This is a genomic window from Micromonospora sp. NPDC051543 (assembly GCF_044454415.1).
GTDB lineage: Bacteria > Actinomycetota > Actinomycetes > Mycobacteriales > Micromonosporaceae > Micromonospora.
On the sequence record NZ_JBITDT010000002.1, the window covers coordinates 433,487 to 448,495 of the forward strand.

Annotated in this window: 14 protein-coding genes and 1 tRNA gene; 10 read left to right on the top strand and 5 right to left on the bottom strand. The window is 69.4% G+C overall.

The window, feature by feature from the left end:
• The first annotated feature begins 24 nt into the window (after positions 1 to 24).
• Positions 25 to 2,295, top strand: a complete 2,271-nt coding sequence (locus ACIA3K_RS05055; RefSeq protein ID WP_396799262.1) for a cellulose binding domain-containing protein — start codon at positions 25 to 27, stop codon at positions 2,293 to 2,295.
• A gap of 193 nt (positions 2,296 to 2,488) precedes the next feature.
• Here ACIA3K_RS05055 and ACIA3K_RS05060 read toward each other — a convergent pair whose 3' ends face one another.
• A complete protein-coding gene (locus tag ACIA3K_RS05060) occupies positions 2,489 to 3,511 on the bottom strand; it encodes an LLM class flavin-dependent oxidoreductase (RefSeq protein ID WP_396799263.1) in 1,023 nt (340 codons plus the stop codon).
• A 33-nt stretch (positions 3,512 to 3,544) separates the two neighbouring features.
• Positions 3,545 to 4,024, bottom strand: coding sequence for an Lrp/AsnC family transcriptional regulator (locus tag ACIA3K_RS05065; RefSeq protein ID WP_355049541.1), 480 nt, complete (start codon positions 4,022 to 4,024; stop codon positions 3,545 to 3,547).
• An 83-nt stretch (positions 4,025 to 4,107) separates the two neighbouring features.
• Between ACIA3K_RS05065 and ACIA3K_RS05070 the strand changes: the two genes are divergently transcribed.
• Positions 4,108 to 5,298, top strand: coding sequence for a trans-sulfuration enzyme family protein (locus ACIA3K_RS05070; RefSeq protein WP_396799264.1), 1,191 nt, complete (start codon positions 4,108 to 4,110; stop codon positions 5,296 to 5,298).
• Here the strand turns inward: ACIA3K_RS05070 and ACIA3K_RS05075 are convergent, their stop codons facing one another.
• Entirely contained in the window at positions 5,299 to 5,967 is a 669-nt protein-coding gene (locus tag ACIA3K_RS05075; RefSeq protein WP_396799265.1) for an NAD-dependent epimerase/dehydratase family protein, read from the bottom strand.
• A gap of 96 nt (positions 5,968 to 6,063) precedes the next feature.
• Here ACIA3K_RS05075 and ACIA3K_RS05080 point away from each other — a divergent pair, with 96 nt between their 5' ends.
• Positions 6,064 to 6,915: an alpha/beta fold hydrolase gene (locus ACIA3K_RS05080; RefSeq protein ID WP_396799266.1), complete on the top strand. Its 852-nt coding sequence runs from the start codon at positions 6,064 to 6,066 to the stop codon at positions 6,913 to 6,915.
• A 6-nt stretch (positions 6,916 to 6,921) separates the two neighbouring features.
• On the opposite strand, the gene ACIA3K_RS05085 is transcribed toward ACIA3K_RS05080, so the two are convergent.
• Together ACIA3K_RS05085 and ACIA3K_RS05090 are read right to left on the bottom strand one after the other, a co-directional pair.
• Entirely contained in the window at positions 6,922 to 7,668 is a 747-nt protein-coding gene (locus ACIA3K_RS05085) for a transcriptional regulator (RefSeq protein ID WP_396799267.1), read from the bottom strand.
• 31 nt (positions 7,669 to 7,699) lie between these two features.
• Positions 7,700 to 7,776, bottom strand: a tRNA-Leu gene (locus ACIA3K_RS05090).
• A 97-nt stretch (positions 7,777 to 7,873) separates the two neighbouring features.
• Here ACIA3K_RS05090 and ACIA3K_RS05095 point away from each other — a divergent pair.
• From ACIA3K_RS05095 to ACIA3K_RS05125, 7 genes are all read left to right on the top strand, one after another.
• A complete protein-coding gene (locus tag ACIA3K_RS05095; RefSeq protein WP_355049623.1) occupies positions 7,874 to 8,497 on the top strand; it encodes a response regulator in 624 nt (207 codons plus the stop codon).
• A gap of 50 nt (positions 8,498 to 8,547) precedes the next feature.
• Positions 8,548 to 9,729, top strand: a complete 1,182-nt coding sequence (locus ACIA3K_RS05100; RefSeq protein WP_396799268.1) for a hypothetical protein — start codon at positions 8,548 to 8,550, stop codon at positions 9,727 to 9,729.
• 208 nt (positions 9,730 to 9,937) lie between these two features.
• The gene (locus tag ACIA3K_RS05105; RefSeq protein ID WP_396799269.1) at positions 9,938 to 11,104 is read left to right on the top strand and encodes a branched-chain amino acid ABC transporter substrate-binding protein; all 1,167 of its coding nucleotides are present in this window, start codon (positions 9,938 to 9,940) and stop codon (positions 11,102 to 11,104) included.
• A 109-nt stretch (positions 11,105 to 11,213) separates the two neighbouring features.
• Positions 11,214 to 12,164 (top strand): branched-chain amino acid ABC transporter permease, encoded by a 951-nt coding sequence (locus tag ACIA3K_RS05110; RefSeq protein ID WP_396799270.1) that lies wholly within the window; start codon positions 11,214 to 11,216, stop codon positions 12,162 to 12,164.
• Entirely contained in the window at positions 12,161 to 13,351 is a 1,191-nt protein-coding gene (locus ACIA3K_RS05115; RefSeq protein ID WP_357127198.1) for a branched-chain amino acid ABC transporter permease, read from the top strand. Before ACIA3K_RS05110 ends, ACIA3K_RS05115 begins: the two co-directional genes overlap by 4 nt.
• Positions 13,352 to 13,394: 43 nt before the next feature.
• The gene (locus tag ACIA3K_RS05120) at positions 13,395 to 14,264 is read left to right on the top strand and encodes an ABC transporter ATP-binding protein (protein WP_396799370.1); all 870 of its coding nucleotides are present in this window, start codon (positions 13,395 to 13,397) and stop codon (positions 14,262 to 14,264) included.
• The gene (locus tag ACIA3K_RS05125; RefSeq protein ID WP_396799271.1) at positions 14,254 to 14,964 is read left to right on the top strand and encodes an ABC transporter ATP-binding protein; all 711 of its coding nucleotides are present in this window, start codon (positions 14,254 to 14,256) and stop codon (positions 14,962 to 14,964) included. Before ACIA3K_RS05120 ends, ACIA3K_RS05125 begins: the two co-directional genes overlap by 11 nt.
• Positions 14,965 to 15,009: the final 45 nt, after the last annotated feature.

Sequence of the window (15,009 nt, forward strand, 5' to 3'; positions counted from 1 at the left end):
CACCGGATCCCCCGGAGGCAGTTCATGCACCCGTCAAGACAACGGCTGACCCTGCTTGCCGCCTCGACGGCGGCAGTCGTCGTGGCCGGCACCGTCGGCACGGTCGTCGCCTCGGCCGCCGCCGTCGGCTGTCGCGTCGACTACCAGGTCACCAACCAGTGGCAGGGCGGCTTCGGCGCCAACGTCACCATCACCAACCTCGGCGACCCGGTCAACGGCTGGACCCTCGCCTGGTCCTACGCCGCCGGCCAGGAGGTCTCCCAGGCGTGGAACGCCACCGTCAGCCAGTCCGGCGCGCAGGTGAGCGCGCGCAACGTCGACTACAACGGCGCGCTCGCCACCAACGGCACCGCCTCGTTCGGGTTCAACGCCTCCTGGACGAGCAGTAACCCGGCACCGGCCAGCTTCACGCTCAACGGCGTCACCTGCACCGGAGCGCCCCCCACCGGCGACCCGACCACGCCGGCCCCGACCACCCCACCACCCACCACCCCGCCGCCGACCACCCCGCCGCCCACGACGCCGCCACCGACCACCCCGCCGGCCGGGGCGAAACAGTTGGAGAACCTGGACCGGGGGCTGGTCAGCGTCCGCTCCGGCAACGGCAACCTGGTCTCCTGGCGTCTGCTCGGCACCGAGACCTCCGGCGTGTCGTTCAACCTCTACCGCGGCTCGACCAGGGTCAACGCCAACCCCATCACCGGCGCCACCAACTACCTCGACAGCGGCGCGGCGGCCGGCTCGACGTACACCGTGCGGGCCGTGGTGGGCGGCGCCGAGCAGGCGGCGTCCGCGCCGGCCCTGCAGTTCGCCAACGGCTACCTGGACGTGCCCCTCCAGGTGCCGGCGGGCGGCACCACACCCAGCGGGGAGAGCTACACCTACAGCGCCAACGACGCCTCCGTCGGCGACCTCAACGGTGACGGCAGCTACGAGATCGTCCTCAAGTGGGACCCGTCGAACGCCAAGGACAACTCCCAGTCCGGCTACACCGGCAACGTCTACGTCGACGCGTACACCCTGACCGGCACGCGGCTGTGGCGCATCGACCTCGGTCGCAACATCCGGGCCGGCGCGCACTACACCCAGTTCCAGGTGTACGACTACGACGGCGACGGCCGCGCCGAGGTGGCCATGAAGACCGCCGACGGCGCCCGCTCCGGCACCGGCCAGCTCATCGGCTCGTCGTCGGCGGACTACCGCAACTCCAGCGGTTACGTGCTGTCCGGCCCCGAGTACCTGACCATGTTCAACGGCCAGACCGGCGCGATCGCGTCCACCGTCAACTACGACCCGCCGCGCGGCACCGTGTCGTCCTGGGGTGACTCGTACGGCAACCGGGTGGACCGGTTCCTCGCCGGCACCGCGTACCTGGACGGCCAGCGCCCGTCACTGATCATGGCGAGGGGCTACTACACCCGCGCGGTGATCGCGGCCTGGGACTTCCGCAACGGCGCGCTGACCAAGCGCTGGACGTTCGACTCGAACTCCTCCGGCAACGGCGCGGCGGCCGGCCAGGGCAACCACCAGCTCTCCGTGGCCGACGTCGACGGCGACGGCCGCCAGGAGATCGTCTACGGCGCCGCCACCATCGACGACAACGGTCGGCTGCTCTACTCGACGGGCAACGGGCACGGCGACGCGATGCACGTCGGGGATCTCGACCCGGGCCGCGCCGGCCTGGAGGTGTTCAAGGTCGACGAGGACGCCAGCAAGCCCAGCTCGTGGTTCGCGGACGCCCGTACCGGTCAGATCCTGTGGTCCACGCCGGCCTCGGGCGACAACGGCCGGGGCGTCTCGGCGGACATCTGGGCCGGCAGCCCCGGCGCGGAGTCCTGGTCCGCGGCGGTCTCCGGCCTCGCCAACACCCGAGGGCAGAACGTCGGGCGCAAGCCGTCGTCGACGAACTTCCTCGCCTGGTGGGACGGTGACCCCGTCCGGGAGTTGCTGGACGCCACGAGGATCGACAAGTACGGCACCGGCGGCGAGACCCGACTGCTCGACGGCAGCGGGGTCGCGTCCAACAACGGCACCAAGTCCACGCCGTCGCTCTCCGGTGACATCCTGGGCGACTGGCGCGAGGAGGTGATCTGGCGGACCACCGACAGTCGGGCGTTGCGCATCTACAGCACACCCACTCCGACCAGCACCCGGATCTACACCCTGATGCACGACCCGCAGTACCGGGTGGCGATCGCGTGGCAGAACACCGCCTACAACCAGCCGCCGCACCCGGGGTTCTTCATCGGCGATCAGATGGCGGGCCCACCCACCCCGAACATCTACCTACGCTGATCTGGCGGTACTGATCCAGTTCGCCTAAGGTGGCAGGCACCGGGCCGCAGCCGCGGAATCCGCACAGCTGCAGCCCGGTGCTCCACACCGCGGCATCCCCGACCCGTCCCGACCGGGAATGCCGTACCACCACCGGAACCAACATTAGGCACCGTCCGGGTCGCGGGAGTGACGCTGACGTGAAGATCGTGTTTCACGCGTCCCGGCGCAGGCCCCCGGCCACCTTCTCGGCGATCAACTCGTACGACCGCACCCGGTCGGCCACGTCGTACACCAGCGTGGTGAGCATCAGCTCGTCCGCGCCGGTGCGCTCCTGCAACTCGGTGAGCTGCCGCCGCACCGTCTCCGGTGAGCCCATCGCCTGACCGTCGCGCCGTTGCAGCACGAACTCCCGCTCCATCTCGGTGTACGGGTACGCCGCCGCCTCGTCCGGCGTCGACAACGGTTCCGGCCGACCGGAGCGCAGCTTCAGGAACGACAGCGCGCTCGGCCCGGCCAGCCACTCGGCCCGCTCGTCGGTGTCGGCGCAGACCGCGTTGACGGCCACCATCGCGTACGGCTTGTCCAGCCACTGCGACGGCCGGAAGTTCTGCCGGTACAGCGCCAGCGCCGGCAGGGTGTTCGCCGAGCTGAAGTGGTGCGCGAACGAGAACGGCAGACCCAACAGGCCGGCCAGTTGGGCGCTGAAGCCGCTCGACCCCAGCAGCCACACGGCCGGCTGCTCACCGCGACCCGGGGTGGCGATGATCTGCCCCGGCTGCTCGCCGCTGAAATAGTTCATCAGGTCGGCCAGCTCACGCGGGAAACCCTCCGCCGACAGGCCCTCCATGGTGCGCCGCAACGCCAGCGCGGTCACCTGGTCGGTGCCCGGGGCCCGGCCGATGCCCAGGTCGATCCGGCCCGGGTGCAGCGCCTCCAGGGTGCCGAACTGCTCGGCCACCACCAGCGGCGCGTGGTTCGGCAGCATCACCCCACCGGAACCCAGCCGGATGGTCGACGTGTTCGCCGCCAGGTGCGCCAGCAGGACCGCCGGCGCGGAGCTGGCGATCGCCGGCATGTTGTGGTGCTCGGCCACCCAGAAGCGGTGATAGCCCAGCTCCTCGGTGCGTCGGGCCAGCTCGGTGGTGGCCTGCAACGCCGCGCCGGCGGTGGCGCCCTTGGCAACCGGGGCAAGATCAAGAACAGACAACGGTACGGTGATCACACGCAGTGCCAACTCCCCGGCCTGCCCGTTCATTCCGACGGCCGCTCAGCCCACCCCACGTGCCTGCTCGAAGATCAGGCTGGTCTGCGTGTGCTGCACCACCGGATCGACCGCCAGATGGTCCAGCACGAAGTCCCGCAACGCGTCACCCGACGCCGCCCGCACGTGCAGCACGTAGTCCTCCGCGCCCGCCACATGGAACACCGACACCACCCCGGGCAGCCGTACCGACCGCGCCCGGAACGCGTCCACCGCCGCCCGCTCGTGCGCCGTCAACCGCACCGACACCAGCGCCTGCAACGGCAGGCCCAACGCCGCCGGATCCACCTCCGCGTGGAAACCCCGGATCGCCCCACGCTCGCGCAACGCCCGGGTACGCGTCAGACACGTCGACGGCGCCACCCCCACCCGCTCGGCGAGCGCGTTGTTCGGCAACCGGCCGTCCGCCACCAACTCGGCGAGGATCGCGCGGTCCACCTCGTCCAGGGCCGGATACGGCCGCACATCGTTCGACTCAGAGGGCATCCGAGCATCGTCCTCCGAACCACCGGCCAAAACCAGGGCCCTGAACAGAATCATCCACCAAACTGTTGCCCCCACGCTGGCAGATGTTCGACCCTACCCGCATGACGACGGTGGACACCCGAGCCGTACACGCCGGCCGCGACGACCTGCGCACGCTCGGCGTGCACGTACCACCGATCGACCTCTCCACCACCAACCCACTGCCGTCGGTCGACGACGGCGGCAACGCCTACGAACACCTCGCGACCGGCGGCACCCTGCCCGCCGACGCCAGCGCCGTCTACCAACGGCTCTGGAACCCCACCGTCGCCCGCTTCGAAACCGCCCTCGCCACCCTCGAAGGCACCGAACAGGCCGTCGCCTTCGCCAGCGGCATGGCCGCCCTCACCGCCACCCTGCTCGCCGCCACCCGCCACGGCCACCGCCACATCGTCGCCGTCCGCCCCCTCTACGGCGGCACCGACCACGTCCTCGCCACCGGTCTGCTCGGCACCACCGTCACCTGGGCGCACCCCGACGAGGTCGCCACCGCCATCCGCCCCGACACCGCGCTGGTCGTCATCGAGACACCGGCCAACCCCACCCTCGACCTCGTCGACATCGCCGCCCTCGCCGCCACGGCCGGCGACGTGCCCCTGCTCGTCGACAACACCGTCGCCACCCCCGTCCTGCAACAACCCGCCCGCCACGGCGCCGCCCTCGTCCTGCACAGCGCCACCAAGAGCATCGGCGGGCACGGCGACGTCCTCGCCGGCGTCGTCGCCTGCGACGAGGCCTGGGCGGTGCGCCTGCGCCAGGTCCGCGCCGTCACCGGCGCGATCCTGCACCCCCTCGGCGGCTACCTCCTGCACCGTGGCCTACAGACACTTCCGCTGCGGGTCCGCGCCCAACAGGCCAGCGCCGAGAAGCTCGCCGGCTGGCTCGCCGACCACCCCGCCGTACAGCGGGTGCACCACCCCTCGGTGTACGACCCGGCGGCGCTCGTCGGCCGGCAGATGTCCGGACCCGGCAGCCTCCTCGCCTTCGAGGTACGCGGCGGCGCGCCCGCCGCCGCCACCGCCGCCGCCACCGTCGCCGCCTCCTGCCGGCTCATCACCCACGCCGTGTCCCTCGGCGGCGTCGACACCCTCATCCAGCACCCCGCGTCACTCACCCACCGCCCCGTCGAGGGTGACGCGAAGCCCACCGGCGCGCTGCTGCGCCTCTCCGTCGGCCTCGAAGACCCCGAGGACCTGCGCGCCGACCTCGCCCAGGCCCTCGACGCGATCGTCTGATCAGCGCAGCTCGCGGTTGCCCAACACCCGGGTCGGCGAGCCCTCCCGGGCCACCCGCACCATCGCCCGGCCGATCCCGTCGGTGGTCGTCACGTGGTTCGGCAGCAGCCGCCGCAACACCGGGAACAGCGGACGGGTCACCGCGTACCCGATCCGGTAGGCCCGCGTCCGCGACACCGCCCCGTACGTCGGCTGGATGAACCCCGGCCGCGCCGCGTACCCGTTGGGCAGCAGATCCATGACCGCGTTCTCGGTGCGGCCCTTCACCCGCGCCCACATCACCCGACCCTGCCCGGTCGGGTCGGTGCCGACGCCGGAGACGTAGACGAACGTGACCCGCGGGCTCACCTCGGCCAACAGTCGGGCGGCGGCGAGCGGGTAGTCGTAGCTGACCCGGGTGTACGCCGCCTCGTCCAGACCCAGCGACGACACGCCGAGGCAGTAGAAGCAGGCGTCGACGCCGGTCAGCTCCGCCCGTACCGACTCCAGGTCACCGACGTCGGCGACGGTCGACTCCCGCAGCTTCGGATCCCGCTGACCGGTCGGCCGGCGACCGATGGTGAGCACCTCCCGCACGTCCTCGGCGAGCAGGCACTCCCGCAACACGCCCTGACCGACCATGCCGGTCGCACCGAAGATGACCACCCGCATCAGATCCACCCCTGTCATCGGTCCCGCCACAGGCTCCCACGATCGGCATGACCGTCAAGGCCCGGGGAAAGCCACGCCGGCCGACAACGCCGAACCGACTCGAGGGGGACGAACATGCCGTTCATCACCGTGGGCACCGAAAACAACACCGCCATCGACATCTACTACGAGGACCACGGCTCCGGCCAACCCGTCGTGCTCATCCACGGCTTCCCCTTCAACGGCGCGACCATGGAGAAGCTCGCCAACCCCCTGCTCAAGGCCGGCTACCGGGTCATCACCTACGACCGTCGCGGATTCGGGGCCTCCAGCCAACCGGACACCGGGTACGACTACGACACCTTCGCGGCCGACCTCGACACCCTCATGACCGAGCTGGACCTGCGCGACACCATCCTCGCCGGCCACTCCATGGGCACCGGCGAGGTGACCCGCTACCTCAGCAGGTACGGCTCCGACCGGGTCAGCCGGGGAATCCTGCTCTCCCCTCTCGCGCCGTTCCTGCGCAAGACCGCGGACAACCCCGACGGCGTCGACGGCAGCGTCTTCGACGGCTTCAAGCAGGCCATCGCGGCCGACCGGTTCGCCTACCTCACCGCCTTCTGCACCAGCTTCTTCAACTACGAGCAGACCAAGGGCAAGCAGGTCAGCGAGGAAGCGTTCAGGGCGCACTGGGCCATCGGCCGACTCGCCTCCGCCCGCGCCTCGTACCAGTGCATCGACGCCATCACCACCGACTTCCGCCCCGACGTGCCCCGGATCACCGTGCCGATCCTCATCGTCCAGGGCGACCAGGACGCCGTGCTGCCCTATCCGCTGACCGGCCAACGGCTCGCCCCGATGCTGCCCGACGGCAGGCTCGTCACCCTCAAGGGCGCCCCGCACGGCATCCCGTGGACCCACGCCGACGAGGTCAACAAGGCGATCATGGACTTCATCGGCGCGCCGGCCATGGCCCGCGCCTGACCGTGGTCAGGACTTCGGGCCGACGTGTCGATCCAGCGCGACGACGGCGTCGCGCCGCGCCACCGACAGGCAGTTGCGCCGGTTCATCCGCCAGGCGATGCCGAGCAGGTCCAGACTCCACTGGCAGAGCCCCATGATGTCGGCCGACTCGTTGACGAACATGTAGCGCGGGTAGACGTACTCCCTGCCCCGCACCGTCACCCGGTTGGCGACGCGGCAGCCGTCGGAGTGGAACAGCCCGCGCGCGAAGTCGCCCGGGTGGCTCTCGACGAGCGACCGTTGCCAGTCGGCCAGGACGATCGGTCGCTCGTGCTTCTTGCCGGGACCGTGCTGCGGAAACAGGCACGGCCAGTGCATGCCGTAGCTCTGCACGCTGACGCAGCCGGCCTGCTGAACGCGCTGCACCTTCGCGGCCAGCACGTGCCGCATAGCGGTGTCGCAGGCCTCGATCAGACCCGGCCAGGTGTCGCTACAGGAGATTCGAAGTACAGGAACCCGAGCGGACGTGACCAGGTGTCCATCGCCCAGGTAGAGGCCGAGCAGGTAGAGGTACGCGGTGGGATCTGTCTGAATGTCGACGTCGGGCCGGCAGCGGAAGCAGCGCAGCGCCGTGCCGTGCTGGCTCTGTGCCGCCCCTTTGCACCAACCGCGGACTGTCGGATACGGGAGACTGAGGCTTCGAGCGACCTCGGCCACCGTGCTGCCGGCCAGGTGTTGCTGCCGTGCTCGTAGGCGTAACTCGGGTGGGTGCACAACTGGACTTTGGAACAGCCGTACGACAATTTGGTGCCCCCGGTGGGATTCGAACCCACACTGTCGGAGGTTTGAGCTCCGTTTCTCTGCCAGTTGGAATACGGGGACGCTTCCCTGATTCGGCCCTGACAGGATACCCACTACGCTGAGGGCGGTGACACCCGGCTGGGCGGGTGTCGGGTTCGAACTGGTGGGGGTAGGGCTGGTGGCTGAGACGCCGACGGATGCCGAGCGCAGGCGCGTGCTGATCGCCGAGGACGAGGCGCTGATCCGGCTGGACCTCGCCGAGATGCTGGTCGAAGAGGGCTACGAGGTGGTGGGGGAGGCCGGCGACGGTGAGACCGCCGTACGCCTCGCCGAGGAGCTGAAGCCCGACCTCGTCATCCTCGACATCAAGATGCCGATCATGGACGGGCTGGCCGCCGCCGAGCGCATCGCGGGCGCGCGGATCGCTCCGGTGATCATCCTCACCGCGTTCAGCCAGCGGGATCTGGTGGAGCGGGCGCGGGCGGCGGGCGCGATGGCGTACCTCGTGAAGCCTTTCCAGAAGAGTGACCTGGTCCCGGCGGTGGAGATCGCGTTGTCGCGGTATTCGGAGGTCGCGGCCCTGGAGGCCGAGGTCGCGAGCCTGACCGACCGCCTGGAGATCCGCAAGACGGTGGAGCGCGCCAAGGGCGCGCTGATGACGACGTACGGGATGACCGAGCCGCAGGCGTTCAAGTGGATCCAGCGCACGGCGATGGACCACCGGATGACCATGAAGGAGGTCGCCGAGCGGATCCTCGCGGAGACCGCCGGCGGCGAGGTGGCGCAGCAACCGTCCGTCTGAGCGCCGGTCGATCCTCGGCAGCGGGTGATCGGATCGATAGCATCAGTCGCGTGTCGGTCCGGCGTGCGGTCGCGGTGGTCGGGGTTGTCGTCACGCTGCTCGCCGGCTGCCGGGCCGCCGACGACGGGCGGCTTCCCGAACCGGTGCGTCCACGGTGGGAGATGGCGGATCTGCCGGTGCCCCCGGGTGCGCCGGGTCGGCTGATCGCGCGTGATGTGACCGCCTGCGCGGGTCGGTGGTACGTCGTGGGCGCGGTGGGTGCGCCCGATGGTGGAACCCGGCCGGCCGCCTGGCGGAGTGTGGACGGTCGCGTGTGGACCTCGCTGCCGTTGCGACCGATCAGCTACTACGGCGAGCGCGCGATCCTGTACGCGGTTGGCTGTCACGAGGGTCGGATCGCCGTCATCGGGGCGCGCTCGGGTGGCGCGCACGGCAATCCGCGGGTGCGGACGTGGCGGCCGGATGCCGACGGTGGTCTGTCCGAGGTGCCGGCGGAGTTCGAGTTGTACGGCGGGCCGGAGGCGGTCAGCGCGAGCCGTATCGCGGGTGGCGCTGGTGGGTGGCTGATCGCGGGCGCCCGCACGGGTGGGGCGGCGGTGTGGCGTTCCGCGGACGCGACGGGCTTCGCGCTGGTGGACGACGCTCCGGGGTTGGCCAGTGACGCGGGATTGACGACGATCGCCACGGATGTGGTGGCGATGCCCGATGGTTGGTTGGTCGCGGGCGGGGGTCGGCCGGCGGGTCGGGCCGATCGTGATCCGTACGTCTGGTCGTCGGCCGACGGCCGGGCGTGGACGCGGACGGCGTTGCCGGCGACGGGTGCGGACGAGGTCGTGCAGCGTCTCGTCCGGGTGGGGCCCGTGGTGTACGCGCTGGGGGTGCGGGGGAGCGCATTCCACGCCTGGAAATGGTCGCCTGGGGCGACGGTCGGCGCCGAAGAATGGCGGGCCGTCGCGGATTTCGGGGCGACGGGCGCGGGCGCGGTGGCGGGGGTCGAGGCGGTTGCCGGCGACGCTGGCGTGGTGCTGGCGATGACGGTGGCGAGCGACGGGCATCGGCTCTGGCGGTCCGCCGGAGATGCCCAGTCGTGGGTGCCGGTGACCCTGCCAGGTCACGTTTCCGCTGGTGGGGACACGTCGGCGGCGATCGCGGCAGCGGACGGTCGGATGGTGGTCACCGTCGACGACGGGGTGGCGGCACGGGTGTGGTTCGCGCCTTCTGGGCCCGTTTGACGAGTTGACGACAGGCGCCGATGTGACATCTAAACGCGAGGTTCTCCGCCTCTGGTAACGGTTGAGTCAATGCCGCCTACGACACCTTACGGGGAGTAGTGGTTGTGGGATAACGTCCCGCCCCAGACCGGGTGAACGGTCCGGTCCGTTGTGGCTTTGGCGTTCTGCCAGGCGTCAGCGGGCTTCTGGACGGAGGAGGGTTCCAGCCTTGAGGCAAAACTTCGTGCGCGTCCTCGGCAGCGTCGCCATCGTGGCGCTTGTTGCCGGCGGCGCCAGCGCATGTAAGAAGGACGAGGGCACGTCGGGTGGTTCCGCCAGCAAGGCGTGCGACCTCAAGATCGGTTTCTTCGGTGCCCTCTCGGGCGCCGACGCCGGCCTGGTCACCCCGATGAAGCAGGGTGCCGACCTGGCCGTGGAGAAGTACAACGCGGCGAACGCGGACTGCAAGGTCAGCGTTCAGGCGTTCGACTCGCAGGGCAAGGCCGACCTCGCCGGTGGTCTGGCGACCAGCGCGGTCGCCGACTCGAAGATCGTCGGCATGGTGGGTCCGGCGTTCTCCGGTGAGAGCGAGGTCGCGCTGCCGATCTTCGACACCGCGACCCTTCCCAGCATCAGCCCGTCGGCCACCCGGCCGAGCCTCTCCGAGAAGGGCTGGAAGGTCTTCCACCGGGGCGTCGGCAACGACTTCTCCCAGGGCCCGGCCGTCGCCAGCTACATCAAGAACGTGCTGAAGGCCGACAAGGCGTTCGTCATCGACGACCAGTCGGCGTACGGCGCGGGTCTGGCCGACGAGGTCAAGAAGGGCCTCGGCTCGGTGGTCATCGGCACCGACAAGGTGGTCGACAACGCGCAGGAGTTCGGCGCGCAGATCTCCAAGGTCAAGACCAGCGGTGCCGCTGTTCTCTTCTACGGCGGTTACACCGAGGAGGCGGCGCCGTTCCTGAAGCAGCTGCGGGCTGCGGGCTGGACCGGCACGTTCATCGGTGGTGACGGCATCAACGACGCCAACATGCTGTCGGTGGCTGGTCAGAAGGACGTCGAGGGCACCATCGCGACCTGCCCGTGTGGTCCGGCGACCGCCGCCAAGGGCACCTTCGTGACCGACTTCAAGGCCAAGTACAACGTCGACCCGGGCGTGTACGCGGACGTGGCGTTCGACCTGGCCAACATCTACCTCGAGGCGATCAAGGCCGGTAAGACCACCCGTACCGACATCCAGGCCTTCCTCTCCACCTACAACAAGGCCGGTTCCGCCTCTGGCGTGACCTACAAGTGGGAGCCGAACGGCGAGCTGGACCCGGCCCAGGTCAAGGTGTGGGCCTTCAAGGCGAAGGCCGGCGCGTGGGCTCCGGACGTGGAGATCCCGAAGGCCTGATCCCGCCAGGGTCACAGGTTTGAGGGCGTGACGAACAGAGTTGTTTCGATGCGGTCGGGGTGCCTAACCCCGGCCGCATCGGCTCAACGCAACACCCTTCGGAGCATCGGTGGACTTTGCAGAACTCGTCCGGGGCTTCCCGGAACTGACCACAACCGGGTTGGTGCAGGGTGCGATCTACGCGCTCATCGCCCTCGGCTACACCCTCGTTTACGGCGTACTCCGCCTGATCAACTTCGCGCACTCCGAGGTCTTCATGATCGGCACGTTCGGTGCCATCTGGACCTGGGCGGCCTTCGGGCTCGACAGCAACAGCGGCGCTCCGTCGGTCGGTCGCTCACTGCTGCTGATCGCTCTGGCGATCATTGTGGCGGCGCTGCTCTCCGGCAGTGTCGCCCTGCTCATCGAGGTTACCGCATATCGGCCGCTGCGACGCCGTAACGCGCCGCCGCTGGCCTTCCTGATCACGGCCATCGGCGCCTCGTACGCGCTGATGGAGCTGATGGGAACGCTGACCCAGCGGCGTCAGATCGGCGCCCCGGCCCTGCTGCCCGCCGACACGCTCTTCAAGATCGGTGGCTGGAGCGTCACGCCGGTGCAGATGCTGACGCTGAGCGTGGCCATCATCATGATGGTGGGGCTGGACTGGTTCGTTAACAAGACCCGGTTCGGCAAGGGCATCCGCGCGGTGGCGCAGGACGCCAACACGGCCGCGCTGATGGGTGTCAACAAGAGCCGAGTGATCGCGCTGGTCTTCGTGCTGGGCGGCCTGATGGCCGGTGTCGCCGCCGTCTTCAGTGACATGAAGAGCGGAAACACCCGCTACAACATCGGCTTCCTGCTCGGGCTCAAGGCGTTCTCCGCCGCGGTGCTGGGCGGTATCGGCAACCTGCGGGGTGCGGCGATCGGCGGCATCCTGCTGGGTCTGGTCGAGAACTACGGGTCGGCGCTCTTCGGCTCGCAGTGGCGGGATCTCATCGCGTTCGTGGTGCTGATCGTCCTGCTGATGTTCCGGCCGACCGGCCTGCTGGGCGAGTCGTTGGGGAGGGCGCGGGCATGACCGCTCTGCGAGAGCGCTGGCACTCCGCTTCGAGTGCCATCGGTCGGCGGGTCGACGGGCTGCCGAAGTCCGCCCGGATCACCGGGTTGCTGGCCTTCCTCGCCTTCCTCTACATCCTGCCGAACAAGTGGTTCTACGAGTACCTGAACATCCCGGGTCTGTGGATTCCCCTGTACACCACACGCAACGACATGGCGGCGGTGCTGTTCTACTGCGCGTGGATCGTGCTGCTGTCGCTCGGTCTCAACGTCGTGGTGGGCTACGCGGGTCTGTTGGACCTGGGGTTCTTCGGCTTCTTCGCCGTCGGCGCGTACACGGTGGCGTTGTTGACGTCGCCGGAGAGCAAGCTCATCACCGAGTACAACTGGCTGGAGAGCCCGTGGCCGTGGTTGGTCACGGTGCCCATCGCGATCGCGCTGGCGCTGTTGTCCGGTGTGCTGCTCGGCGCTCCGACGCTGCGGCTGCGGGGTGACTATCTGGCGATCGTTACCCTCGGCTTCGCGGAGATGATCCGGATCGTCGCCAAGAACCAGGACTGGGTCCTGAACGGTGACCGGGGCATCCCGCAGGTGGGCCACCCGCCGGGCAAGTACCCGGACGGGACGGCCATCTTCCAGTTCGAGTTCAAGCCGTACTACTGGCTGTTGCTCACCGTGATCATCGGTGCGGTCTTCCTGATCCGCAACCTGGCCAACAGCCGGGTGGGTCGCGCCTGGGTGGCGATCCGTGAGGACGAGGACGCGGCGGAGCTGATGGGTGTGCCGACGTTCCGGTTCAAGCTGTGGGCGTTCGCGATCGGCGCGGCGGTCGGCGGACTGTCCGGCACGTTGTGGGCCGGTCAGGCCAACTTCGTCAACTCGTCCACGTTCTCCCTGGAGAATTCGATTCTGGTGTTGGCGGCGGTGCTGCTCGGTGGCGCCGGCAGCATCGGTGGCGCGATCCTCGGCGGCTTCCTGGTCATCTACATTCCGGAGTGGCTGCGGTCGGTGGGTGACGTCTTCGGTCTGCCGGAGACGGCCACCGTCTTCGGCAACGACTTCGACGTCAGCCCGACGTCGTTGCGGTACTTCATCTTCGGGGTCCTGCTGATCATCGTGATGATCTTCCGCCCGCAGGGTCTGTGGCCGAACCGGCGGCGTGCCGCCGAGCTCAAGGACCGGCAGAAGGAGGTGGCTGTCGTTGAGTGAGCCACGGATGGGTAGCGAGCGCGACGTCACCAGCGAGCGTGACATGGCGATCGACGCGCGGACGACGGTGGGCAGCCCGGCGGAGACGTCGTCGACGCCGGACGAGGCCGTCAGCGAGCCGGCCACCCCGGTCGACGGCCGCAAGCCGCTACTGGAGGTCGACCACGTCACGCTGCGGTTCGGTGGCGTCGTTGCCCTCAACGACGTCAACTTCACCCTCTACGAGGGGGAGATCCTCGGGCTGATCGGGCCGAACGGCGCGGGCAAGACGACCTGCTTCAACGCGATGACGGGCGTCTACACCCCGACGACCGGCCAGATCCGGTTCCGGGGCGAGAAGGTCAGTGGCCGTAAGCGGTTCCAGATCACCAAGCTCGGGATCGCGCGTACCTTCCAGAACATCCGCCTCTTCCCGGAGATGACGGCGCTGGAGAACGTGCAGGTCGGCGCGGACGCCAACCACAAGACCAGCGTGCCGAGCGCCCTGCTGCGGTTGCCGCGGCACTGGCGGGAGGAGCGGCAGGGCAAGGCCAAGGCCCACGAGCTGCTGGACTTCGTCGGCATCCAGGGTCGCTCCGGCGACCTGGCCCGTAACCTGTCGTACGGTGACCAGCGTCGACTGGAGATCGCCCGGGCGTTGGCGACCGATCCCACGCTGCTCTGCCTGGACGAGCCGGCCGCCGGGTTCAACCCGGCGGAGAAGGTGGCCCTACTCCAGCTGATCCGCAAGATCCGCGACTCGGGCGTCACCGTCCTGCTGATCGAGCACGACATGCGACTGGTCATGGGCGTGGTGGACCGGTTGGTGGTGCTGGAGTTCGGGCAGAAGATCGCCGAGGGGTCGCCGGCCGAGGTGCGCGACGACCCGAAGGTGATCGCTGCGTACCTGGGAGGTGTCGAGGATGCTGCTTGAGATCGACAACCTGAAGCTGCTCTACGGCCGCATCGAGGCGCTGCACGGCATCAGCCTGCACGTCGACCAGGGCGAGATCGTGGCGCTGATCGGTGCGAACGGCGCCGGTAAGACCACGACGATGAAGGCGATCTCCGGGCTGCACGCCATCTCCGGCGGCAGCATCAAGTTCAACGGCACCGATGTCAGCCGGCTGCGCGCCGACCTGCGGGTGATCCGGGGGATCGGGCAGTCGCCCGAGGGACGCGGCGTCTTCCCCGGTATGACCGTGCTGGAGAACCTGGAGATGGGGGCCTACACCCGCAAGGACCGGGCCGACATCGCCAAGGACCTGGCGATGGTGTTCGACCTGTTCCCGCGGCTGCACGAGCGCCGTAAGCAGGCCGGTGGCACGCTCTCCGGCGGCGAACAGCAGATGCTGGCGGTGGGTCGGGCGTTGATGACCCGTCCGAAGCTGCTTCTTCTGGACGAGCCGTCGATGGGGCTGGCGCCCAAGCTGATCCAGCAGATCTTCGAGATCATCACGCGGATCAACGAGCAGGGCACGACGATCCTGCTGGTCGAGCAGAACGCGCAGCAGGCGCTGTCGCGGGCCCACCGGGGGTACGTGTTGGAGACCGGCCGGATCGTCAAGGAGGGCACCGGCCAGGAACTCCTGCACGACCCGGCGGTCAAGGAGGCGTACCTCGGCGTGGCCTGAGGCACCGACGACGAAACGGCCGGCGGGCGATCGCCGGCCGTTTCG